Annotated in this window: 24 protein-coding genes; 10 read left to right on the top strand and 14 right to left on the bottom strand. The window is 28.8% G+C overall.

Features of this window, described 5'->3' with window-relative positions:
* Positions 1–41 precede the first annotated feature (41 nt).
* Entirely contained in the window at positions 42–401 is a 360-nt protein-coding gene (locus tag AC5SLZ_RS05795; RefSeq protein ID WP_028036464.1) for a winged helix-turn-helix transcriptional regulator, read from the top strand.
* Here AC5SLZ_RS05795 and AC5SLZ_RS05790 read toward each other — a convergent pair.
* Positions 394–1,056: a haloacid dehalogenase type II gene (locus tag AC5SLZ_RS05790; RefSeq protein ID WP_494615341.1), complete on the bottom strand. Its 663-nt coding sequence runs from the start codon at positions 1,054–1,056 to the stop codon at positions 394–396. The genes AC5SLZ_RS05795 and AC5SLZ_RS05790 overlap by 8 nt on opposite strands.
* A gap of 16 nt (positions 1,057–1,072) precedes the next feature.
* On the opposite strand from AC5SLZ_RS05790, the gene AC5SLZ_RS05785 reads away from it, so the two are divergent.
* The 9 genes from AC5SLZ_RS05785 to AC5SLZ_RS05745 all read left to right on the top strand — a co-directional run bounded on the left by AC5SLZ_RS05785 (position 1,073) and on the right by AC5SLZ_RS05745 (position 9,206).
* Complete coding sequence (locus AC5SLZ_RS05785; RefSeq protein ID WP_028036466.1) at positions 1,073–1,774, top strand: 16S rRNA (uracil(1498)-N(3))-methyltransferase; 702 nt, start codon at positions 1,073–1,075, stop codon at positions 1,772–1,774.
* A 60-nt stretch (positions 1,775–1,834) separates the two neighbouring features.
* Positions 1,835–2,650 (top strand): cytochrome c oxidase subunit II, encoded by an 816-nt coding sequence (coxB, locus tag AC5SLZ_RS05780; RefSeq protein ID WP_494615340.1) that lies wholly within the window; start codon positions 1,835–1,837, stop codon positions 2,648–2,650.
* Position 2,651: 1 nt separating this feature from the next.
* Positions 2,652–4,286 (top strand): cytochrome c oxidase subunit I, encoded by a 1,635-nt coding sequence (ctaD, locus tag AC5SLZ_RS05775; RefSeq protein ID WP_494615339.1) that lies wholly within the window; start codon positions 2,652–2,654, stop codon positions 4,284–4,286.
* Positions 4,287–4,315: 29 nt separating this feature from the next.
* Positions 4,316–5,227 (top strand): heme o synthase, encoded by a 912-nt coding sequence (cyoE, locus tag AC5SLZ_RS05770; protein ID WP_494615337.1) that lies wholly within the window; start codon positions 4,316–4,318, stop codon positions 5,225–5,227.
* A gap of 121 nt (positions 5,228–5,348) precedes the next feature.
* Positions 5,349–5,879 carry a cytochrome c oxidase assembly protein gene (locus AC5SLZ_RS05765; protein ID WP_028036471.1) on the top strand — a complete coding sequence of 177 codons (531 nt, stop codon included), beginning with the start codon at positions 5,349–5,351 and terminating at the stop codon, positions 5,877–5,879.
* Positions 5,880–5,888: 9 nt separating this feature from the next.
* A complete protein-coding gene (locus tag AC5SLZ_RS05760; RefSeq protein WP_028036472.1) occupies positions 5,889–6,677 on the top strand; it encodes a cytochrome c oxidase subunit 3 in 789 nt (262 codons plus the stop codon).
* Between the two features lie 10 nt (positions 6,678–6,687).
* A complete protein-coding gene (locus AC5SLZ_RS05755) occupies positions 6,688–7,341 on the top strand; it encodes an SURF1 family protein (protein WP_494615336.1) in 654 nt (217 codons plus the stop codon).
* A complete protein-coding gene (gene thrC / locus AC5SLZ_RS05750; protein ID WP_494615335.1) occupies positions 7,342–8,721 on the top strand; it encodes a threonine synthase in 1,380 nt (459 codons plus the stop codon).
* Positions 8,721–9,206 (top strand): peroxiredoxin, encoded by a 486-nt coding sequence (locus AC5SLZ_RS05745; protein ID WP_494615334.1) that lies wholly within the window; start codon positions 8,721–8,723, stop codon positions 9,204–9,206. Before thrC ends, AC5SLZ_RS05745 begins: the two co-directional genes overlap by 1 nt.
* Here AC5SLZ_RS05745 and rnhA read toward each other — a convergent pair.
* The 13 genes from rnhA to AC5SLZ_RS05680 are packed head-to-tail and all read right to left on the bottom strand — an operon-like array spanning position 9,198 to position 20,794.
* A complete protein-coding gene (rnhA, locus tag AC5SLZ_RS05740; protein ID WP_028036476.1) occupies positions 9,198–9,623 on the bottom strand; it encodes a ribonuclease HI in 426 nt (141 codons plus the stop codon). The two genes, AC5SLZ_RS05745 and rnhA, sit on opposite strands and share 9 nt — an antisense overlap.
* Positions 9,623–10,588: a homoserine kinase gene (locus AC5SLZ_RS05735; RefSeq protein ID WP_494615333.1), complete on the bottom strand. Its 966-nt coding sequence runs from the start codon at positions 10,586–10,588 to the stop codon at positions 9,623–9,625. Before AC5SLZ_RS05735 ends, rnhA begins: the two co-directional genes overlap by 1 nt.
* On the bottom strand, positions 10,589–11,533 hold the full coding sequence (gene ispH / locus AC5SLZ_RS05730) for a 4-hydroxy-3-methylbut-2-enyl diphosphate reductase (protein ID WP_494615332.1): 945 nt from the start codon (positions 11,531–11,533) through the stop codon (positions 10,589–10,591).
* Positions 11,523–12,458 (bottom strand): Brp/Blh family beta-carotene 15,15'-dioxygenase, encoded by a 936-nt coding sequence (locus AC5SLZ_RS05725; RefSeq protein ID WP_494615331.1) that lies wholly within the window; start codon positions 12,456–12,458, stop codon positions 11,523–11,525. The genes ispH and AC5SLZ_RS05725 overlap by 11 nt, the downstream gene beginning before the upstream one ends.
* Before the next feature lies 1 nt (position 12,459).
* Complete coding sequence (locus tag AC5SLZ_RS05720) at positions 12,460–13,524, bottom strand: lycopene cyclase family protein (RefSeq protein ID WP_494615330.1); 1,065 nt, start codon at positions 13,522–13,524, stop codon at positions 12,460–12,462.
* Entirely contained in the window at positions 13,511–14,362 is an 852-nt protein-coding gene (locus AC5SLZ_RS05715) for a phytoene/squalene synthase family protein (RefSeq protein ID WP_494615328.1), read from the bottom strand. Before AC5SLZ_RS05715 ends, AC5SLZ_RS05720 begins: the two co-directional genes overlap by 14 nt.
* On the bottom strand, positions 14,362–15,822 hold the full coding sequence (gene crtI, locus AC5SLZ_RS05710) for a phytoene desaturase family protein (protein WP_494615327.1): 1,461 nt from the start codon (positions 15,820–15,822) through the stop codon (positions 14,362–14,364). The genes AC5SLZ_RS05715 and crtI overlap by 1 nt, the downstream gene beginning before the upstream one ends.
* A gap of 39 nt (positions 15,823–15,861) precedes the next feature.
* Positions 15,862–16,392 (bottom strand): F0F1 ATP synthase subunit B family protein, encoded by a 531-nt coding sequence (locus AC5SLZ_RS05705; RefSeq protein WP_494615326.1) that lies wholly within the window; start codon positions 16,390–16,392, stop codon positions 15,862–15,864.
* Positions 16,349–16,939, bottom strand: coding sequence for a F0F1 ATP synthase subunit B family protein (locus tag AC5SLZ_RS05700; protein ID WP_494615325.1), 591 nt, complete (start codon positions 16,937–16,939; stop codon positions 16,349–16,351). The genes AC5SLZ_RS05705 and AC5SLZ_RS05700 overlap by 44 nt, the downstream gene beginning before the upstream one ends.
* Before the next feature lie 5 nt (positions 16,940–16,944).
* The gene (locus AC5SLZ_RS05695; protein ID WP_006997791.1) at positions 16,945–17,172 is read right to left on the bottom strand and encodes a F0F1 ATP synthase subunit C; all 228 of its coding nucleotides are present in this window, start codon (positions 17,170–17,172) and stop codon (positions 16,945–16,947) included.
* 18 nt (positions 17,173–17,190) lie between these two features.
* Positions 17,191–17,925: a F0F1 ATP synthase subunit A gene (locus AC5SLZ_RS05690; RefSeq protein ID WP_028036485.1), complete on the bottom strand. Its 735-nt coding sequence runs from the start codon at positions 17,923–17,925 to the stop codon at positions 17,191–17,193.
* Positions 17,926–17,935: 10 nt separating this feature from the next.
* Positions 17,936–18,211, bottom strand: coding sequence for an AtpZ/AtpI family protein (locus tag AC5SLZ_RS05685; protein ID WP_028036486.1), 276 nt, complete (start codon positions 18,209–18,211; stop codon positions 17,936–17,938).
* A 9-nt stretch (positions 18,212–18,220) separates the two neighbouring features.
* Positions 18,221–20,794 (bottom strand): chromosome segregation SMC family protein, encoded by a 2,574-nt coding sequence (locus AC5SLZ_RS05680; RefSeq protein ID WP_494615323.1) that lies wholly within the window; start codon positions 20,792–20,794, stop codon positions 18,221–18,223.
* Positions 20,795–20,796 lie beyond the last annotated feature (2 nt).

The following is a 20,796-nucleotide window of genomic DNA, read 5'->3' as shown; positions in this document are numbered from 1 at the left end:
CAAGAACGCAAAATAAACATACTAGTATATAAAAACATACCATGAAAAATTTAATAGAATGTCCAGCAGAAAGAGCAATTTATTTTTTAGGAGGTAAATGGAAAATTAGAATTTTATTTACTTTGTACAACAATAAGAGAGTTAGATTTAATATTCTTAAGAAAGGTTTAAAAACTATAACTCAACAAATGTTATCTAAACAACTTAAAGAGCTAGAAACAGATGGCATAGTGAACCGAAAAGTTCATCAAGTAGTACCTCCAAAAGTAGAGTATTCACTAACTGAATTCGGCTTATCAGTAATTCCCATTTTAAAATCTTTTTCTGACTGGAATAGAAAAAACATAAGAACTATTTCTTTAAAACTTAATAAAAACTTTGAAGAAAATAGAATTAGATAATATTAAGTAACTCTTTTAGATTTTTGATTTCATTATGAGGTTGGTAATCAAGTTTATCAAAAACATTATTACTTCTGTTTACCCAAATAGAATTATAACCGTAATTTCCACCACCAGATACATCCCAAGTGTTAGCACTTAAAAAAGCAACTTCATTTTTTTGAAAATTATATTTTTTAATTGGTATATCGTAAACTTTAGAGTCTGGTTTATAAGTACCAACTTCTTCTATTGAAAAAAGATCATCAAATAAATTATCTAAATTATTGCTTTTAACTAATTGATTAAGAAGGGAAGGTGTACCATTTGAAAGAATAGCAAGTTTAAAATTTTTCTCTTTAAGTTTTTTTAAAACTTCGGGCACTTCTTTAAATGGTGAAAGAATTTTATAAAGATCTAATAATTCACTTCTCATTGAAGAGTCTATTTCATAAGCTTTCATAGACTTATCCAAACTATCTTCAGTCACTTGCCAAAAATCTTTATGTCTTTTCATCAGGCTTCTAAGCCAAGTATATTCTAGCTGGGTCGTTCTCCAGTAATTTGCAAAACTTTCCCACTTATCACCAATTTTATCTTTACATTTTTCAGCAGCTGAATTGACATCAAATAAAGTTCCATATGCATCAAAAATTATTGCTTTAATATTTTTCATAAACTAATTTATCTTTATGAGTAACATTAGATTATTTTTTCCAAAAAGTTTATCACTTAATTTGACAGACACACTTGATAAATCACAATCTCATTATGTTTCAAAAGTTATGAGAATCAAAGAAAATGAAGTTTTTTCTTTATTTAATAATAGTGGAGAGTGGGAAGCAAAAATATTAACAGTTTCAAAAAGTATTGTTGAGTTTAATGTTACGAAACAATTAAGACAAAAAGAAAATCCTAAAGAGTTGTGGTTAGCTTTCTCACCAATTAAATCAAATTACTTTAACTTCATGATACAGAAAGCAACAGAGTTAGGAGTTACAAAATTTTTACCTATTATTTTTGATCGAACAATCGTTAGAAAAATAAATAAGGAGAGATTGGAAAAAGTTATAATCGAAGCAGCTGAACAATCGAATAGAATTCAAGTCCCTAATATTGAAGACTCACAAAAACTAAATAATTTTTTAGATAAAAATGATGTTGATTTAATTTTTACAGATCTTAATTCAACAAATAATAAAGTAGATTTAAAAAAACTTGGTAATAAGCCAACCTGTATTGTTGTTGGCCCTGAGGGAGACTTTTCCGAGTCTGAAAGAGAAGAGATTCTCTCTTATAAAAGTGTTCAAGCGATAAAAATTAACGAAAATATCCTTAGATCAGAAACAGCAGTTATTTCTGCTATATCAATCATAAATTACGCCATTAATTGATATTTTGTCGCGAAAACTAAAGTGTAATTTTTTAAAAGACGATCTATATAGTGTCTAAAAATGAAAAAAATTTTATATATATTTCTATCTGCATTTGCTGCTTCAAGTGCTTTAGCTAACAAACCTAAAGACTGGCAATTAGGTTTTCAAGACCCTGCATCTGATGGAATGAGAGATATTGTTAACTTCCATAACAATCTTTTGCTTCCTATCATTATAGCAATCAGTGTATTTGTTTTATTCTTAATGGTTTATGCTTGTATTAGATTTAGAGCTTCAAGAAATCCTAACCCATCTAAAACAACTCACAATGTTACAGTTGAAATTTTATGGACTTTAATTCCATGTTTAATTTTAATTGTAATGGCAGTTCCTTCTTTTAAAATTTTATACAAACAAGACACTATTCCAAAAGCAGACGTTACTGTTAAAGCAATAGGCTATCAGTGGTATTGGGGATACGAGTATCCAGATGAAAATATTATTTTTGAATCATATATGATTGAAACTAAAGATTTAAAAGAAAATCAGCCGAGACTATTAACTGTAGATCATGAAGTTGTAGTGCCGGTAAATAAAGTAATTAAAGTTTTAATAACAGCAAATGACGTGCTTCATGCATGGGCCTTACCATCCTTTGGAGTAAAAAGAGATGCTGTGCCTGGAAGAATTAATGAAACTTGGTTTAAAGCAGATAAAGTTGGAACTTATTACGGACAATGTTCTGAACTTTGTGGAATTAAACATGCTTTTATGCCTATAACTGTAAGAGTTGTTTCTGAAGAGGATTATGCAGAGTGGCTAACAGGTGCAAAAATTAAATTTGCAAAAGAACCATTATTAGAAAATGAAAATATAAAACTAGCGAGCAACTAATATGTATACACAAACAGCATCACACGACGATCATCATACCCCAACTGGTTGGAAGAGATGGGCTTATTCTACTAACCATAAAGACATTGGAACAATGTATCTAATCTTTGCAATTGTTGCAGGTGTTATTGGTACAGCGTTCTCAGTTTTAATGAGAATGGAATTGATGCATCCTGGTGACGGGATTTTAGGTGGTAATTATCATTTATATAACGTGCTAGTTACTGGTCATGGTTTAATCATGATTTTCTTTATGGTAATGCCAGCAATGATTGGTGGTTTTGGAAATTGGTTTGTACCTATTATGATTGGTGCGCCTGACATGGCCTTTCCAAGAATGAATAACATTTCATTTTGGTTATTGCCTACTTCATTTATTTTATTAATACTTTCAATATTTATGGATGGCCCTCCAGGTCAAACAGGAGTTGGTGGTGGATGGACAATATATCCTCCATTATCATCTAAAGCTGGACAGCCAGGACCTGCAATGGATTTTGCAATTTTAAGTTTACACTTAGCTGGAGCTTCATCAATTCTAGGTGCAGTAAACTTTATTACTACAATCTTAAATATGAGAACCCCAGGAATGACTCTACATAAAATGCCTTTATTTGCTTGGTCTATCTTGGTAACTGCATTCTTATTATTACTATCATTACCAGTTTTAGCTGGTGCAATTACAATGCTTTTAACAGATCGAAATTTTGGTACTGCTTTTTTTGATGCGCAAACAGGAGGAGATCCTGTTCTGTTCCAACACTTATTTTGGTTTTTTGGTCACCCTGAAGTTTACATTTTAATCTTGCCAGGCTTTGGAATGATCAGTCATATCATTTCAACATTCTCAAAAAAACCAGTATTTGGTTATTTAGGCATGGCTTATGCCATGGTTGCAATTGGTATTGTAGGTTTTGTTGTATGGGCTCACCACATGTACACAGTTGGACTGAGCACAGATACTAAAGCTTACTTCTTGGCAGCAACGATGATTATTGCGGTTCCAACAGGAATTAAAATATTTTCATGGATTGCAACGATGTGGGGTGGATCTATTACATTTAAAACACCAATGGTGTGGGCGTTAGGATTTATATTTTTATTTACAGTTGGTGGAGTAACAGGAGTTGTTCTTGCAAATGCTGGTGTTGATACTGCAATGCATGACACTTATTATGTGGTTGCTCATTTCCATTATGTATTATCTTTAGGTGCAGTATTTGCGATCTTTGCAGGGTTTTATTATTGGTTTAGTAAAATGTCTGGATATGAATACTCAGAATTTTTAGGACAATTACATTTCTGGCTAACTTTCATTGGAGTTAACTTGGTATTCTTTCCGCAACACTTTTTAGGATTAGCTGGAATGCCCAGAAGATATGCAGATTATCCAGATGCATTTGCTGGTTGGAATTACATATCGTCAATTGGATCATATATATCTGTTATTGGTCTTTTAGTATTTTTTGTAAATCTTATTTGGGCTTTTTCTAAGAAAAAAGCTGCAGCCCAAAACCCTTGGGGAGAAGGTGCCACAACATTAGAATGGACAGTCCCATCACCTCCAAACTTTCATACTTTTGAGGAATTACCTAAGTTTGAAGATGAAGAAGCTATTGAAAAATCTACTAGTTAATAATTTTTAGATTTTTAAACTGAGAATTAATGATTAAGTCTAAATCAAAGAATAGAAACTTAAGTCAGGAAGACGTATTTAATTTTTCTGAACTTTTTAAACTAATGAAGCCAAGAGTAATGTCGTTAGTTATATTTACGTGTGCTGTTGGTTTGTTAATGGCGCCAAACATTGTCCCAACAAAAGAGGCTATTATTGGAATTATACTAGTATCAATTGGCGCTGGCGCTGCGGGTGCATTAAATATGTGGTATGAGTCTGATCTTGATGCGCTAATGACCAGAACCTGTTTAAGACCAATACCAACAGGAAAAGTTAATAGAAACCAAGCTTTGGTTTTTGGAATTACACTTTCAATATTTTCAGTAATTGCTCTAGATTTTTTTGCTAATAGAATATCAGCGGGTTTATTGCTGTTTACTATTTTATTTTATGTGATTGTTTACACAATCTGGCTAAAGAGAAAAACACCACAAAACATAGTTATTGGTGGTGCCGCAGGTGCTTTACCTCCAGTTATTGGCTGGACTATAGCAACAAATTCTCTTTCATTAGAACCAATTACATTTTTTTTAATAATTTTCTTTTGGACCCCATCTCATTTTTGGGCATTGAGCTTATATAAATCAGATGATTATAAAAAAGCTAAAATACCCATGCTTCCTTTAACAAATGGAGTAGAAAGTACAAAATTAAATATATTTATATATTCACTAATCATGCTTCCTGTGATTGTTTTACCTTACTCAATTGGTTTTGTTAGTTTGGTATTTTTAATTCCATCTTTAATTTTAACTTTATATTATAATTATTTATGTTTTGAACTTTACAACTTTAAAAAAAATAAATTTAATGCAAAGAAAGCAAAAACTATATTTGGATATTCAATTTTATATTTATTTATGATCTTTGTTCTTTTTTTAATAGATAAAATCTTATGATGATACCTGACAAAAAAACTAAAAAGAAAAACATTTTAACTGCAGTAGCAATATTGGCATTTATGGTTTTTTTATTTTTTTTCACTCTTTATAATGTGGGAGTTTTTGATAGGCAAATATGATGAAGAAAAAAACTTTAACACCAGTTTTGCTAGGAGGAATTTTTTTTCTAATGCTTGGTCTTTCTTTTGCAGCAGTTCCGCTTTATGACATGTTTTGTCGAATAACAGGCTTTGGCGGAACAACACAAGTATCTAAAGAAGCTCCAAATATTGTACTTGATAAGGTTGTAAGTGTTAGATTTGATACCAATGTGAATAATCTTACTTGGGATTTTAAAGCTAAATCGAATGTGATTGATGTTAAAGTTGGTCAAGTTAATAGAATAGAGTTTGAAGTTGAAAATTATGGTGATGACACGACTTATGGAGTGGCAAGTTTTAATGTTTCACCAGCAAGTTTTGGCAAATATTACAGTAAATTAGGTTGCTTTTGTTTTGAAAAACAAGCTCTTAAAGCTGGTGAGAAGGCTACCTACGTGATGACTTTTTATTTAGATCCTGAACTTGTGAATGATCCAACTACAAAAAATCTACAAGATGTAACTATGTCGTACACTTTTTTCTCGACAGATTACTATAAACAATCATAATCACGAAAAATGTCAGCTGAAAAAAAACACGATTACCACTTAGTAGACCCAAGTCCTTGGCCTATTTATGTTTCATTCTCTTGCTTAGTATTAGCAATTGGAACAATATTTTATATGCATAACGATGTTTCATGGGGTATGTATCTTGGCCTAGCATTAGTTTTATATGGTGCATACATGTGGTTTAGGGATGTTGTAATAGAAGCAGAGCATCAAGGTCATCACACACCTGTTGTTCAAATTCATCACAGATATGGAATGACTTTATTTATTGCATCAGAGGTAATGTTCTTTGTTGCATGGTTCTGGGCATACTTTGACATAAGTTTGTTTCCAAATGAATTTGTTGGAAACGTTTGGCCACCAAAAGATATAGAAACTTTTGATCCTTGGGATATTCCATTAATAAACACACTTGTTTTGCTGCTTTCTGGAACAACAGTAACTTGGTCACATCATTCGTTGATAGAAGGTGATAGAAAAGGGTTTATTCAAGGTTTAACGCTAACAGTTATTTTAGGCTTCTTTTTTACTTTACTTCAAGCTTATGAATATCATCATGCTACTTTTGATTATTCTGGCCATATTTATGGAGCTGTATTTTATATGGCAACAGGTTTTCATGGGTTTCATGTTATCATTGGAACAATATTTTTAGCAGTGTGTTTAGCTAGAGCTAAAAAAGGACATTTTACAAAAGAGCATCATTTTGGATTTGAGGCAGCTGCATGGTACTGGCATTTTGTAGATGTTGTTTGGCTTTTTTTATTTGCAGCAATATATGTTTGGGGAAGTTAATAATTAACTCTTGAAGAACAAGTTTCTATTTTCAGTTTTTGTCTATTTTATTATTTTAGTTTTAATAACATTAGGTTCTTGGCAACTTTACAGATTAGATTGGAAATTAAATTTAATATCAGAAATTAACAATTCTTTAAAAAATGATCCAGTTGATCTGTCAAAATCAAATAAGAAAAATTATTTGAGAATAACAACTTCAGGCACAGTTGATTTTGATAAGCAAATTTATTTATATAATTTAAATGATAGTGGAAAACCTGGATTTGAAGTAATTAATCCTATTTTAATAGGTAATGAAAATTATTTAATTAATAGAGGCTGGATACCTTTTAATAAAAAGGATAAAGCAGAGATTAACGTTTTAGATACAAATAGTATAATTGGAACATTAAAAACTCAATCAAAAGCAAACTCATTTAAACCCAATAATGATATTAATGAAAACTATTGGTTTACTTTAAATAGAGATGATATTTTTTCATATACTGGAAAAAATTTTTCTAAATATATAATATATTTAAATGGAGATTATAAAGCTCCCAAACCCAAAGTGATTACATCTAACATTTCAAACAACCATAAAAAGTATGCAATTACTTGGTTTTCAATGGCGATTTCAATTCTTTTAATATATTTATATTTTAGAAAAAAAAATTATTAGATGAAATATATAAGCACCAGAAATAATAAAAAAACGTTTGAATTTAAAGATGTTTTTATAAAAGGACTGGCAGATGATGGTGGTCTATTTATCCCGGAGTCACTAAGAAAATATAGTGAAACAGAAATTAGTAGTTTTAAAAACCTTGAATACAACGATTTGGCAAAAAAAATTATCTCTACTTTCATTGGTGATTTCATGAGCGAAAATGATTTAAGTAATATCATTGATAAATCATATTCAGTTTTTAGAAAAAAGAATGTTGTTAATCTTATAAAAGTTGGTGATAGATCTGTGCTAGAGTTGTTTCATGGGCCTACGTTAGCTTTTAAAGATGTTGCGATGCAACTTTTAGGAAATTTTTATGAGTATTACCTTAATAACGAAAATCAAAAAATTAATATTGTTGTAGCAACTTCAGGAGACACTGGGGCAGCAGCAATTGATGCTATTAAGGGTAAAAAGAATGTTAATATTTTTGTTCTTCATCCACATAATCGTGTCTCATCAGTTCAAAGAAAATTAATGACAACCGGAAAAGATGAGAATGTATTCAATATTGCAATTAATGGGAACTTTGATGATTGCCAAAATTTAGTTAAATCAATGTTTGCTGACAAGAACTTTTCAAACGAAATTAAAATGTCAGGAGTGAACTCTATTAATTGGGCAAGAATAATTGCACAGAGTGTATATTACTTTTATAGCTATTTTTTAATAGAAGATAAAGATACGCCTATAAATTTTTCAGTTCCTACAGGAAATTTTGGAGATGTTTACGCTGGATACTTAGCAAAAAAAATGGGCCTTCCTATTAACAAATTAATTGTTGCAACTAATCAAAATGATATTTTACATAGAGCAATTTCAAGAGGGCGTTATGAGGTAGAAAAAGTTGCAGAAACTATTTCTCCAAGTATGGATATACAAATCGCAAGTAATTTTGAAAGACTTATCTATGATCTAAATAATGGTGATGACTCACTAACTGCTAAAGTAATGAATGATATTAAAGAAAAAGGAAAATATAAAATAGACCAAGAAAAATTGGATAAAATTAATACAAATTTTTTGTCATCTAAAATGAGTGAAGATGAAATTTTAAAAACTATTGAATTAGTTTACAAAAAATTTAACGTAGTTTTAGATCCTCATAGTGCAATAGGCTATGGAGCTTTTGATAAAGTGAATATAAGTGGCAACAATATAGTTTTAGCTACAGCTCACCCTTGTAAATTTCCTGATGCAATAAAAAATGCTATAGATTTAAATGCTGAATTACCAAAAGAACTAATGTATATTTTGGACGAAAAAGAAAGCTATAAAATTATTGATAATAATGTTGATGAAGTAAAAAAACACATCAAAGAAAGAATTTAATGAATATAAAAGAAAATGAAAATCTACCAAATTCTGAAGTTTTTATTTTAGAAGATGGAGAGCCAGTTAAAAAAAATATTGAAAATTTATTTAAAAATAAAAAAATAGTAATATTTGGTCTTCCAGGTGCATATACCTCAGTATGTTCTGCAAAACATTTACCTGGATATGTAAATATGTTTGAAAAATATAAAGAAAAAGGAATTGATCAAATAATTTGTATTTCAGCAAATGATCCATTTGTAATGAATGCGTGGGGAAAAGAGAACAAGGTAGACGGCAAAATTTTAATGATGGGAGATCCTTTTCTAAATTTTACCAAGGCAATAGGTGCAGATGTAGATAAGAGTGCAAGAGGTCTTGGTATTAGATCAAATAGATACACAATGCTAGTTGATGATATGAAGGTCGTCAAATTACAGGAAGAAAAAGATACAGGTTCTTGTGAAATTTCAGCAGCTGAAAATTTTTTAGAATTAGTTTAAGCTCGCTGCTTTTTTGGCCAGTAGGTCAACTTTTTCGTTAATTATATTTCCGGCATGAGCTTTAACCCAATTCCATTTAACATCTAAATTTTTATTTAAATTATAAAGTTCGATCCAAAGATCTTTATTTTTTACATTCTCATTTTTGGAAGTTTTCCAATTGTTTAGCACCCACTTATTAATCCATTCAGTAATTCCAAGTTTCACATATTGAGAATCTGTATATATTTCAATTTGTTCATTTCTTTTCATTTCTTTCAAAGCATTAATTGGAGCTAAAAGCTCCATTCTATTATTTGTGGTATGTCTTTCACTTCCACTTATCTCTTTACTTTCGTTATCTTTAATTATTATTGCTGCCCAACCTCCATCTCCAGGGTTTTTTAAGCATGAACCATCTGTATAAATTTTAATCATTAAATCAAATAATCTTTATACGTGAGCAAGCTATTATGTGTAATAAGCTTTTGATAATACTCATTAGGATCTTTAATGTTTATTAATGCAGTTTTAGGTGTATTCGAGTAATCATAAAGTCTAGTTAGCAAATATCTCATTGCAGCACCTCGACACAAAATATTTAATGATTTTTTTTCTTTAATAGAAATTTTTTTAATACTTTCATACCCCATAATTAAACTTTTTATTTTTAGTTTATCAATTTTAAATTTTGACCTTTTTTTATCAAAACATAGTGCATTTATACAAATAGCTAGTTCGTACATAAAATAGTCATTTGCAGCAAAATAAAAATCAATAACTCCTGAAAGTTTATTATTTTTAAAAAAAATATTATCTATAAACAGATCACCATGAATAATCCCATTTGGTAATTTATTTGGCCAGTTTTTCTTAATATATTTTAGATTATCTTTTAAAAATTTTTCTAGATTATTAAACTTATTAGATTTAAATTTTATACTTTTAAGTAAAGGGTCTAAATTTTTAATACCCATCGAATTTTTTCTAGATATTTTTATATTTTTAGTAATGTGGTGGATTTCTGCAATTATTTTACCAACTTCAAAACAATTTTTTAAACTAAGTTTGTTTTTATCTTTACCTTGTAAGAAAGAAACAATGCAAGCTGTTTTATTTTTTAATTTTATTAAATAGCTTCCATTTTTACTTTTTAAAGGTTTTGGACAATTAATCTTAGAATAATTTAATTGATCCATTAGTTTCATGAAAAAAGGGATTTCTTTATTTGAAACTCTTTTCTCAAAAATTGTTAATATAAATTTTTTATTTTTTGATTTTAATAAATAATTTGTATTTTCAATTCCTTTCTTAATACCTTGAAAACTAATAATTTTTTCAATATCAAATTTATTATTTATAACAGAAATATCTTCTTTATTTATTTTTGTATAAACAGCCATTTAATTTAATTTTTTTGGGATTTTAAATACTACGTCTTCTTTAATTATTTCTACTTCATCTATCTTAATAGTAAATCTATTTTTTAAATCATCGATAAAATTATTCACTAATATTTCAGGAGCTGAAGCACCAGATGAAATACCAATCGTGTTTGAATTTTCAATTTTATCATAAGGTATTTCACTTTCTGAGTGGATTAACATTGAATTTTCACAGCCAGATTTTTTTGCAACCTCCACAAGCCTAACAGAATTTGATGAATTTCTACTACCTATTATAAAAAACATATCACAATTTTTTGCTATGTTTTTAACAGCCATCTGTCTATTAGTTGTAGCATAACAAATATCCTCTTTTTGAGGTTCTCGAATATTTTTAAACCTACGCTTCAAAATTTGAATAATTTCTTTTGTATCATCGACGGATAGAGTTGTCTGAGTAACAAATGCAATTTTTTTATAATTTTTATCGACATAATTTTTTGCTTCATCTTCGTTTTGAATAAGATCAATTGATCCATCAGGTAATTGACCCATAGTTCCTATAACTTCTGGGTGATTTCTATGACCAATTAGAATTATATGGTATCCAGCTTTATATAAATTTTCAGCCTCTCTATGCACTTTAGAAACTAATGGACATGTTGCGTCCACATAAGTCATGTTATAATTTTTTGCATCTTTGGGTATTTTTTTTGGCACACCATGAGCTGAAAAAATAACTGGTCTTGATTTATCTTTTATTTCTTCAAGCTCTTCAACAAAAACAGCTCCTTTTTTCTTTAGGTCATCAACAACAAATTTATTGTGAACTATTTCGTGTCTAACATAAACTGGCGAACCATATTTTTGAATTGATTTTTCAACAATTTCTATTGCTCTTTCAACGCCTGCACAAAAACCACGGGGAGCTGATAGTAAAATATTAATTTGTTTATTTTTCATTTTTTTCTAAAAAATATTCCAGCAATATATGAGGAAAGGTTAAAGACGCCAAACCTATAAAGATTATTTTTAAAATTGCACTATCTAGATTGTATAAATTATTCAGTAGATATAGTGCAAAAAAAGAAAAAACAGATGTTAAAATTGTTAAAGGTAAGGCTTTTATAGCAAATAATTTAAATCCATTAATTACACTATTTGGGTCAAGTTCTATAGCCAATGAAATTGAATGTCTAATCGAATGTAAAAAACAAAAATAAATAGTAAAAGCTAAAAGTGGAGATAAATAGTAATTTAATATTAAAATTGAAAAATAATCTAAAAAAATTATAAATTTTTTAATTTCAAAATTATTCGACAATAGAAAAATACTAGATAATGTGCTACAGATTATTCCTATTTGAATTACTTTATTTGTTTCAATAAAATTTAAACTTAAATAAAACATCTCATTATCAATTAATAATAATTTAAAAATCTCTATAGTTTCCTGAAAATGAAAATACAAAGGAGCAAGTATAATTAAAAATCCTTTAAAAAAATAAAGCATTTGAGTTAAATAAGATCCATCATTTATTAAAAATTGCGTATCCTCTTTACCAAAGTGGTAGGAGGCGATTATTAAAAAAAGAGTCAAAGTCATTGATGGCAATAGTATCCAGCTAGCTATGACTGCTGCTGAAATTAAAATATATGTAATATAGAATATGTAATTTGATTTTATATTAAATAACTCAAGCAGTTTTTTTCCCTTAATATGGTCTAATGAACCATGGGAAACGCCTATAATTAAAATTAAAAGTAAACACAAAATTGATGAAATATTGAAATTGCTATACTTTAAAAGTAAAATACAAAAAGTATTTACAACAAAGAAAAAAATAAATGAATGATTTAGATTTATTTTTTTTATCCTATTTTTCATGTTAAATTAATTCTTTTAAAAATTTCCACTTAGGCATTTTAAGAATAACTTCTAAATCTTCAAAAAAACTGCTTTTATTTGATAAAAAATTAATAGCTGTTTTGGGTTTTGAATTAAAAACTCTGAAAAATATATTACTCATTTCTGTAGAATTATTTTTAAGAACTTTTAATAAAATTTTATCTAAAAAATCATATTTTGAGTTAATCTTAAATAGATTTATATTTTTAATATTTTCTATGTTTTCTCTTATATATCTGCTCTGTTCTTGAATATTTAGGAAAGTGTAACCTGTACTTAATCTAGTCATGCCGCCTGCTGAACCTATGTAAATTTCATTTAATTTATTTAAGTTTTTTTGTCTAAAAAGTGGGATTGCACCAGTTTCTTTGAAATTAATTTTACAGTTTTTGATATTAAGGTGTTTACTTAAATAATCATCAATTTGCTTATCATAATCTTTAAGCCTTTCATCATTTAGTTCGGATATCCATGTAGTTTCAACTAATGCATTTCTTTTTGTAAATGGTAGCGTATAAAAAAAATGAACTTTGTTTCTTTGATCACAAGCAAAATCCATTAAATTAAATATTTCATCATCAAAAAAATCTCTATCAGTTTCTATTTCCACCCCACAAAAATGCTGCCATAAATCATTATGTTTGTTTTTAAAATTAGGCACACTACTAAATACAAGTGAATTTGATTTATCTATTTCATCAATACTTTTAAAAAAGTGAATATTTTTATTTGACTTAAGTTTTGAAAGTATTTTCTCATAAAACATACCACTATCAATTGTCTGATACGGGGTAGATTGGCAATCTACATATTTTGTTTCATCTGGATTATTTATTGTAAAATTATTCCAGCTTTTTTTAATACAGTCATCGAAATTATGTGAAAAAATCTTCCAAAAAGACCAAGTTTTATCTCTTTTATACTCTTCTCTTGGCTCAATGATTGCTAAAGTTTTATTTTTTAACTTATCATAAATTTCTAGTTCGTACGCTAATGAGAGACCTGCACAACCTCCACCTATAATTATATAATCAAATTCTTTCATTTAAATTAATTTCTTCATTAATTAAATTATGATCGTGTTTAATATTGTCATCGTTTTTACTTATAAGTGATAACTTAATTAAGTCAAAAATAGATAACAAAGTTTCAATTATTTTTTCAATGTTTGAGACATAAATTTTTCCAGATTTTCTATAATCCTCTAAATTTTGTTTTCTTAGAATCTTATAACCTATTTTTCTATAAACTCTTCTCGCAACTAAAATAGCAAAACGAAAAGTAAAAGGGATTTCTTTAATTGAATAGAACGAATTTTTATAATAATTTTCTGAAAGTTCGATTGTAGATCTTATTTCCTCAAAATTAAGATTTATGTAAGATCTTCCAAAATTAAGGTCCTCTACAACATCCCTAGATATATTTGTTAGTTGCATGGCTATACCAAGATCAATAGCTGACTTCAATGAGCTTTTTTTATTTACTCTTAAAATTTTAGCCATCATTAAACCAACAGTTCCAGCCACCCTATAAGAGTATAATAATAAATCCTTTTTTTTATTCAATTTTATATTTTTTTGAATATCAGAATTTATTCCATCTAGTAGATCATGAACAACTTTTAATGGAATATTAAACTCATTTATGAGTTGCCACATATTCTTAATAATTGGATCATGAAATTTACGATTATTAAAATTTTGTTGAAAATCTAAAAATTTTATTTTCTTTATCTCGATAGTTTCATTGCTATCTGCAATATTGTCAACGACTCTGCAAAAATCATACAAAGCTGAACACTTTAAATAAGTTTGTTTGGGTAAGAAAAAACCTGCCCAATTAAAAGATTTTGCGTATATTGATAAATAACTCTGTTCTGACATTATATGATTTTATCTAATACTTTTGCGGAAGACAATACACCTGGCACACCTGCCCCAGGGTGTGTTCCTGCTCCAACAAAGTAAAGACCATCATATACCTCTGATTTATTATGAAATCTAAAGTAGGCTGATTGAGTAAATTTTGGCTGGATAGAAAAACCAGAACCATATTTCGTATTCAGATCTTTTTCAAAGTAATCTGGTGTAAGATAAAAATCTTCTATAATATTTTCACTAAGATTAGGCATCAAATCTTTTTCCATTTTATCTACTACTAATTTTTTCATTTTTTCACCTTCAATATCCCAATTAATTTTGGATTGGTTGTTAGGGACGGGGACTAACACATAAAAACAATCATTGCCGTCAGGGGCCATTGATTTATCAGTTGCTGTTGGTCTATGAAGATAATAGCTAATATCTTTATTTAATTTTTTTTTGTCAAATATGTCATCTAGGTGTTCTTTATATTTATTACCAAACTTTATTGTGTGATGCTCAACATTTTCATATATTTTTTTTGTTCCAAAATAATACACAAATAATCCCATAGAATATTCCATACGATTTTTTTTCCAATTAAATAGGATTGAATTATTTTTGTTTTGCCCCAACAATTTTTCATAAACAGCAGGTGGATCTGCATTGCAAATGACATTATCAGCATCTATATTGATTTGACTATTTATTTGAACACCAGAAATTTTATTATTTTTTGAAATTATTTTGGTAACTTCGCTTTCTTTTAATATCTTTATACCAACTTCATTCATCAATTTTTCATAACCTTTAATTATATTTCCAGTTCCACCCATCGAGTAATGTATTCCCCATTTTTTTTCTAAGTATAAGATTAGTCCATAAATAGAAGTTGTTGAAAAAGGGTTTCCACCAACCAAAAGAGGGTGCATGCTTAGCATTCTTCTTAATTTTTCACTTTGTATGTATGAAGAAACTAGTGAATAAACAGATTTATAACTTTTAAGTTTTAAAAGTGCTGGTAATTGCCTCATCATCACAAATGGTTTGTCAAAAGGAACATCCGCAAGCTCAGTAAAACCTTTATCAAAAATTTTTTTTGTAAAATTTACTAATTTTTCGTAACCTTTTACATCGGTCTTGTTTATTTTTTGAATTTGATTTTTCATTTCTGACTCATTTCCAGAGTAGTCAAATTTTGTTTTATCTTCAAAAATGAATTGGTACCAAATTTTAAGTGGAGTAAGTTCAATATAATCTTTGGGATCTTTTTTGAATAAATCAAATAACTCGTTTATTAAATAAGGTGCTGTTATAACAGTTGGTCCACCATCAAACGTAAAGCCATTTTTTTTAAATACTCTTGCTCTGCCACCTAAATCAGGATGTTTCTCTACTAGTGTAACTTGATGACCTTTAGCTTTAAGCCTTAGAGCAGCTGCTATTCCACCAAATCCAGAACCAATAACTATAGAATTCATTTTAATAATTTATAGCTTTTTGATAAAATTGTAAGAATATTATGAGTTAATCTTTTTTAACTCTTCTTTAGTTTCATCTAAGTTTTTTTGAAATACTGCGTCAAGTTTAGATTTATCGACAGAAGTTGTGATAATTTTTTTCACCGAATCTACAGCAATTTTAATTGACGCATCTTTAATTTCTTTAATTGCCGCTTCCTTCATTTGGCTTATTTTATTTTCAGCTAAATTTTTCTTAATTTCTGATGATTTGTGAAATTTATCATTTAGTTCAATAATTAATTTATCTGAATCTTTTTTCGCTTCATCCAAAATTTCATTACTAACAGATTGTGCTGTATCTAATTTATTTTGGGCATTATGAAGCAATGTCTTCGCCTCAGTTCTTAGTTTTTCACTTTCATCAATTTCGTTTTTAATATCAGAGATCATTTTATCTAACATCCCAGTGATTTTTTGAGGAATTTTTAAATAAATTAAAGCTCCAAAAAAAATAACAAAAGAAACTGCTACCCAAAATGTTGCATCAATTGCCATAATACTTGTCTCCACTTCTTTTAGATAAATCATCTACAATTGCCGATATACTGCTGTTATTTACTTCAGCACCAATAAGTTTTTGGATTAATTCTGATGAAGTATCTATAGCTATCTTATTAATTTTTTCAGCTGCACCATTTTGTAGTTCTTTTATTTCTTGTTCGACTTTACCAATTTCATCATCAATTTGTTTGTCAAGAACCTCTTTTTTAGAGCCAATGTCTTTTAATACTTTTTCTCTTGCTTGATTGAAAATGTTCTTTGCTTCCAGCTTACTTTTTGAAATAATTTCTTCATATTCTTTAAGCTTTTCTTCGCTATTTTCTCTCTGTCTCTCTGCAGCCTCAATATTCTCTAAAATTTGTGATTTTCGAGATTCTAAGTTGTCACTAATTTTTGGAAGTATAAATTTTGATAAAATTATATACAAAATTCCAAAGGTTAGTGTTAACCAAAAAATCTGCGAAATCCAAAATTCAGGATTTAATTGAGGCATACCTCCGCTTTCAGTTGCAAAAGCTTCCAATATAAAAAGGAAGCTAAAAAATATTGACTGAAAATATATTTTTTTAATCATTAAATTTAAAATGCAAATAGAATGATTAATGCAACTACTAATCCAAATAATCCTGTTGCTTCTGCAAGTGCAAAACCTAAAAGCAAGTTAGGAAATTGTTTTTGTGCTGCTGATGGATTTCTCATTGCACCAGACAAATAATTTCCAAAAATTATTCCAATACCAACACCGGCACCAGCTAAAGCTATTGCTGCCAAACCTGCTCCGATCATTTTTGCTGCTTCTAATTCCATTATATCCTCCTATGTTAATTAATGGTGTAAATTTAATGCATCGTTTAAATAGATGCAGGTTAAAATTGCAAAAACATAAGCTTGAAGAAAAGCAACTAAGATCTCTAAGCCTGTTAATGCAACTGAAAAACTCAGTGGAAGCCATCCACCTACTATTCCAAGACTTATTACAAAGCCTCCGAAAACTTTCATCATTGTGTGACCTGCCATCATGTTAGCAAATAATCTAACTGATAAACTAATTGGTCTACTTAAATAAGAAATTATTTCTATAACTACAATCAGTGGAAGCAGTACCGCGGGGACCCCACTTGGTACAAATAATTTTAGATATCCAAAACCATGTTTCATAAATCCAATAATAGTTACACCAATAAAAATAAATGAAGCTAAAACAAATGTTACAATGATATGACTAGTGACAGTAAAGGTATAAGGTATCATCCCAAACATATTGCAAAACAGAACAAACATAAAAAGTGAAAATATAAAAGCAAAATAGGGTTTTGCTTTAAGACCAGCAGTATCGCTAATCATTTTTGAGACAAAAGTATAACTGAGCTCTGCCAAAAGTTGAATTTTATTTGGAATTAATGAATTTTTTTTTGATCCAAGATTAAAAATTATTAATATTGCTACTGAACTAATGATCATAAACAAGCTTGCATTTGTAAATGAGATATCGAAAGTGCCTATTTTGATGTCTGGTCCAATTCTGTGCACATTGAATTGGGTCATTGGATTTGATGCCATAAAATTTTATCTATTTTTGCATATTTTTTGCAGATCTAATTACGTTGGTTATACCAGCAACTACACCTACAAAAAAAAATATTAATATAAACCAGGGCTTAGTATCAAAGGTCTTATCAAAAATAAACCCAATAATTGTCCCTACAGCCACAGCAGAAACTAATTCTGTGCTTAATTTAAAGGCTGTTCCAATAGAGGATGGATTATCCTTTTTATTATACAAATTTTTCTTTGAAATCTTGCTTTTTGCAATCTCTAGGCGAGTTTTAAACGGATCTTTTGACATTTGTATAGTTTAGGCAACCATACCCTCTGCTTTTTGTAAATCAACAGCTACTAGCTGACTAATACCTTTTTCTGGCATTGTTACTCCATAAAGTCTGTTCATTTTAGACATCGTTAGAGCATGGTGAGTTACAATAATAAATTTTGTATTTGTAATTTTAATTAGTTCCTCAAGCAAATTACAAAATCTTGTAACATTTGCATCATCAAGGGGAGCATCAACTTCATCTAATACACAAATAGGAGATGGATTAGTTAAAAAAACCGCAAAAATTAGGGACAGAGCAGTTAGTGCTTGTTCACCACCAGAAAGTAATGTTATTGATTGAAGTCTTTTTCCTGGAGGACTGACTAGCATCTCTAATCCTGCTTCTAACGGGTCATCCGAATCAACTAATTCTAATTTAGCATTTCCACCATTAAAAAGTTTTGTATAAACTTCGTTAAACTTTCTATTAACTTTTTCAAAAGCCTCAATTAATCTTTCTCTTCCTTTTTGATTTAGTTCATTGATGCTATCTTTTAATTTCATTATTGCCGTCACTAAGTCTGAACGATCTTTTTCCATTTTTTTAATTTCATCTTCATATTTACTAGTTTCTTCATCAGCTTTTAAATTAACAGATCCCAAACTTTCTCTTTCCTGCTTTTTTTTGTCTAAAGTATCTTCTTGATCAATAGCCTCTGGCAATTCTTCAGCACCAAATAGATTAGAATTTTCTAAAATATTATCTTCAGATAAATTTAATTCAGAATTTATTCTATCCAATAAATCATTTTTTCTTTTTTGGAGACCCTCTATTGTTGCACCTGAACTTGCTTTTCTTTCTCTAATTTGAATAGATTGTTCTTGAATTTCATTTAACTCATTTCTTAACGTTTCTATTCTATTGTCAGTCTCTTCAATAATTACATCGTTATCAATTTTTTCTTTATCAGAAATTCTTAAATTCTCAGAAATTTGTCCTTTTCTTTCTGCTTGAACTCTAGGTTGATTATCAAGCTCTTTTAATTGAGCTGAAAGTTTATTTTTTCGTTCAATTAATTCAGCAACCATTTTTTCTGAATTTGATAACAAATTTTTCCAACTTTCAATTTCAGTTTCAATAGTTTTTATTCTCTCATTACGTTTAATTGACTCATTTTTGATTGATTGATTTTTACTGTAAGCATCAGCATATTTTTCTTGAAGTTGTTTAATATTTTTAGATTTCTCATTTACACTTAATAGTTCTTGTCTGCTTTTCTCATTTTTTAAATCATTTAAAAAACTATCAAGCTCAATATTGCATCTGTCTAGCAATGTAACTGCTTGATTAATTTCATTACTATCAATCAATTCTTTAGCTCTTTTAATTGAGTTTTGAACGTTTGTAATTGGACCTATACTTATATTAACCGCTCCTTCAGCAATATTATTTACAACTTCGTCTACAGACTCCTGTTCTTTTTTAAGTTCTTTTTTCGCACTTTCTAAATCTTCGTTAGAGAGTTTTTCAGTTTCAAAATATTTAGAATCTATTTCTATTAAATCTGCTTTTTCCTCTTTAAGTCTTTTTTCATTTGAATTTGCGTCTATAATTATTCCTCTTTCTCTATTTATATCTTCATCGAGAGTTATTATTGATTTATTGATAGACTCTATTTCATCTTGTATTCTAGTATTTTCTTCGTCTAAATTTTGTAGTTCAAGATTCAGCCTTTGTATTCTAGACAAATTTTCAATATTTTTTTCTCTTAGAGGAGATACTTTTTCTGTTGCTGTTTTAATTAAATTTTCTAGCTCAGTTATTTTATTGTTAAATCCTTCTACTTCTCCTCCAGCTTCATTATTAATCTCATTTTCAATTTTTATCTCTTTATCAATTTCTAATAGTTTTAAGTAATATAACCCAGCTTCAATCTTTTTAATTTCTTCAGAAATTAATTTATATTTCGTAGCTTCCTCTGCTTGTTTTTGAAGGTTAGCTAACTGTTTTTCTTGTTGTCTTCGTAATTCATCTGCTCTTTTAAGATTGTTTTCTGCAGCCCCCAATCTTAGTTCGGCTTCATGTCTTCGAACATGTAACCCAGAAATTCCTGCTGCCTCTTCTAAAATAGCTCTTCGATCAGTTGGTTTCGCAGTAACTAAAGCTCCGATACGTCCTTGACTAATCATGGAAGGTGAGTGAGCGCCAGTTGATAAATCTGCAAAAAACATTTGAGCATCCCTTGCTCTTACTTCTTTGTCATTAATATAAAATTTAGAACCTTTATCTTTTTCTATTTTTCTTCTGACACTTATTTGATCCAAATCGCGATATTGAACAGGTCCTTCGTTATTTTTGTTTTCTACATTAATTGAGACTTCTGCAATATTTTTTGAAGCTTTATTAGAAGTGCCATTAAATATTACATCTTCCATTCCAGATCCACGCATACTTTTTGCAGATGTTTCTCCCATTACCCATCTCAAAGATTCTACAATATTAGATTTTCCACATCCGTTAGGACCTACAATTCCTGTAAGACCTTCTTCAATTAAAAAATTGGTTTTATCTGCAAAAGATTTAAATCCATTTAATTGGATTTTTTTAAACTCCATAC

This window comes from Candidatus Pelagibacter sp. PS_06, assembly GCF_059418045.1.
Note: the sequence above shows the minus strand (reverse complement) of the source record. Positions and strands in the feature narration are given on the sequence as shown.

Coding starts and splice junctions, on each gene's coding strand:
- AC5SLZ_RS05795 (WP_028036464.1), top strand. CDS start 42: ATGAAAAATTTAATAGAATGTCCAGCAGAAAGAGCAATTTATTTTTTA.
- AC5SLZ_RS05790 (WP_494615341.1), bottom strand. CDS start 1,056: ATGAAAAATATTAAAGCAATAATTTTTGATGCATATGGAACTTTATTT.
- AC5SLZ_RS05785 (WP_028036466.1), top strand. CDS start 1,073: ATGAGTAACATTAGATTATTTTTTCCAAAAAGTTTATCACTTAATTTG.
- coxB (WP_494615340.1), top strand. CDS start 1,835: ATGAAAAAAATTTTATATATATTTCTATCTGCATTTGCTGCTTCAAGT.
- ctaD (WP_494615339.1), top strand. CDS start 2,652: ATGTATACACAAACAGCATCACACGACGATCATCATACCCCAACTGGT.
- cyoE (WP_494615337.1), top strand. CDS start 4,316: ATGATTAAGTCTAAATCAAAGAATAGAAACTTAAGTCAGGAAGACGTA.
- AC5SLZ_RS05765 (WP_028036471.1), top strand. CDS start 5,349: ATGAAGAAAAAAACTTTAACACCAGTTTTGCTAGGAGGAATTTTTTTT.
- AC5SLZ_RS05760 (WP_028036472.1), top strand. CDS start 5,889: ATGTCAGCTGAAAAAAAACACGATTACCACTTAGTAGACCCAAGTCCT.
- thrC (WP_494615335.1), top strand. CDS start 7,342: ATGAAATATATAAGCACCAGAAATAATAAAAAAACGTTTGAATTTAAA.
- AC5SLZ_RS05745 (WP_494615334.1), top strand. CDS start 8,721: ATGAATATAAAAGAAAATGAAAATCTACCAAATTCTGAAGTTTTTATT.
- rnhA (WP_028036476.1), bottom strand. CDS start 9,623: ATGATTAAAATTTATACAGATGGTTCATGCTTAAAAAACCCTGGAGAT.
- AC5SLZ_RS05735 (WP_494615333.1), bottom strand. CDS start 10,588: ATGGCTGTTTATACAAAAATAAATAAAGAAGATATTTCTGTTATAAAT.
- ispH (WP_494615332.1), bottom strand. CDS start 11,533: ATGAAAAATAAACAAATTAATATTTTACTATCAGCTCCCCGTGGTTTT.
- AC5SLZ_RS05725 (WP_494615331.1), bottom strand. CDS start 12,458: ATGAAAAATAGGATAAAAAAAATAAATCTAAATCATTCATTTATTTTT.
- AC5SLZ_RS05720 (WP_494615330.1), bottom strand. CDS start 13,524: ATGAAAGAATTTGATTATATAATTATAGGTGGAGGTTGTGCAGGTCTC.
- AC5SLZ_RS05715 (WP_494615328.1), bottom strand. CDS start 14,362: ATGTCAGAACAGAGTTATTTATCAATATACGCAAAATCTTTTAATTGG.
- crtI (WP_494615327.1), bottom strand. CDS start 15,822: ATGAATTCTATAGTTATTGGTTCTGGATTTGGTGGAATAGCAGCTGCT.
- AC5SLZ_RS05705 (WP_494615326.1), bottom strand. CDS start 16,392: ATGATTTATCTAAAAGAAGTGGAGACAAGTATTATGGCAATTGATGCA.
- AC5SLZ_RS05700 (WP_494615325.1), bottom strand. CDS start 16,939: ATGATTAAAAAAATATATTTTCAGTCAATATTTTTTAGCTTCCTTTTT.
- AC5SLZ_RS05695 (WP_006997791.1), bottom strand. CDS start 17,172: ATGGAATTAGAAGCAGCAAAAATGATCGGAGCAGGTTTGGCAGCAATA.
- AC5SLZ_RS05690 (WP_028036485.1), bottom strand. CDS start 17,925: ATGGCATCAAATCCAATGACCCAATTCAATGTGCACAGAATTGGACCA.
- AC5SLZ_RS05685 (WP_028036486.1), bottom strand. CDS start 18,211: ATGTCAAAAGATCCGTTTAAAACTCGCCTAGAGATTGCAAAAAGCAAG.
- AC5SLZ_RS05680 (WP_494615323.1), bottom strand. CDS start 20,794: ATGGAGTTTAAAAAAATCCAATTAAATGGATTTAAATCTTTTGCAGAT.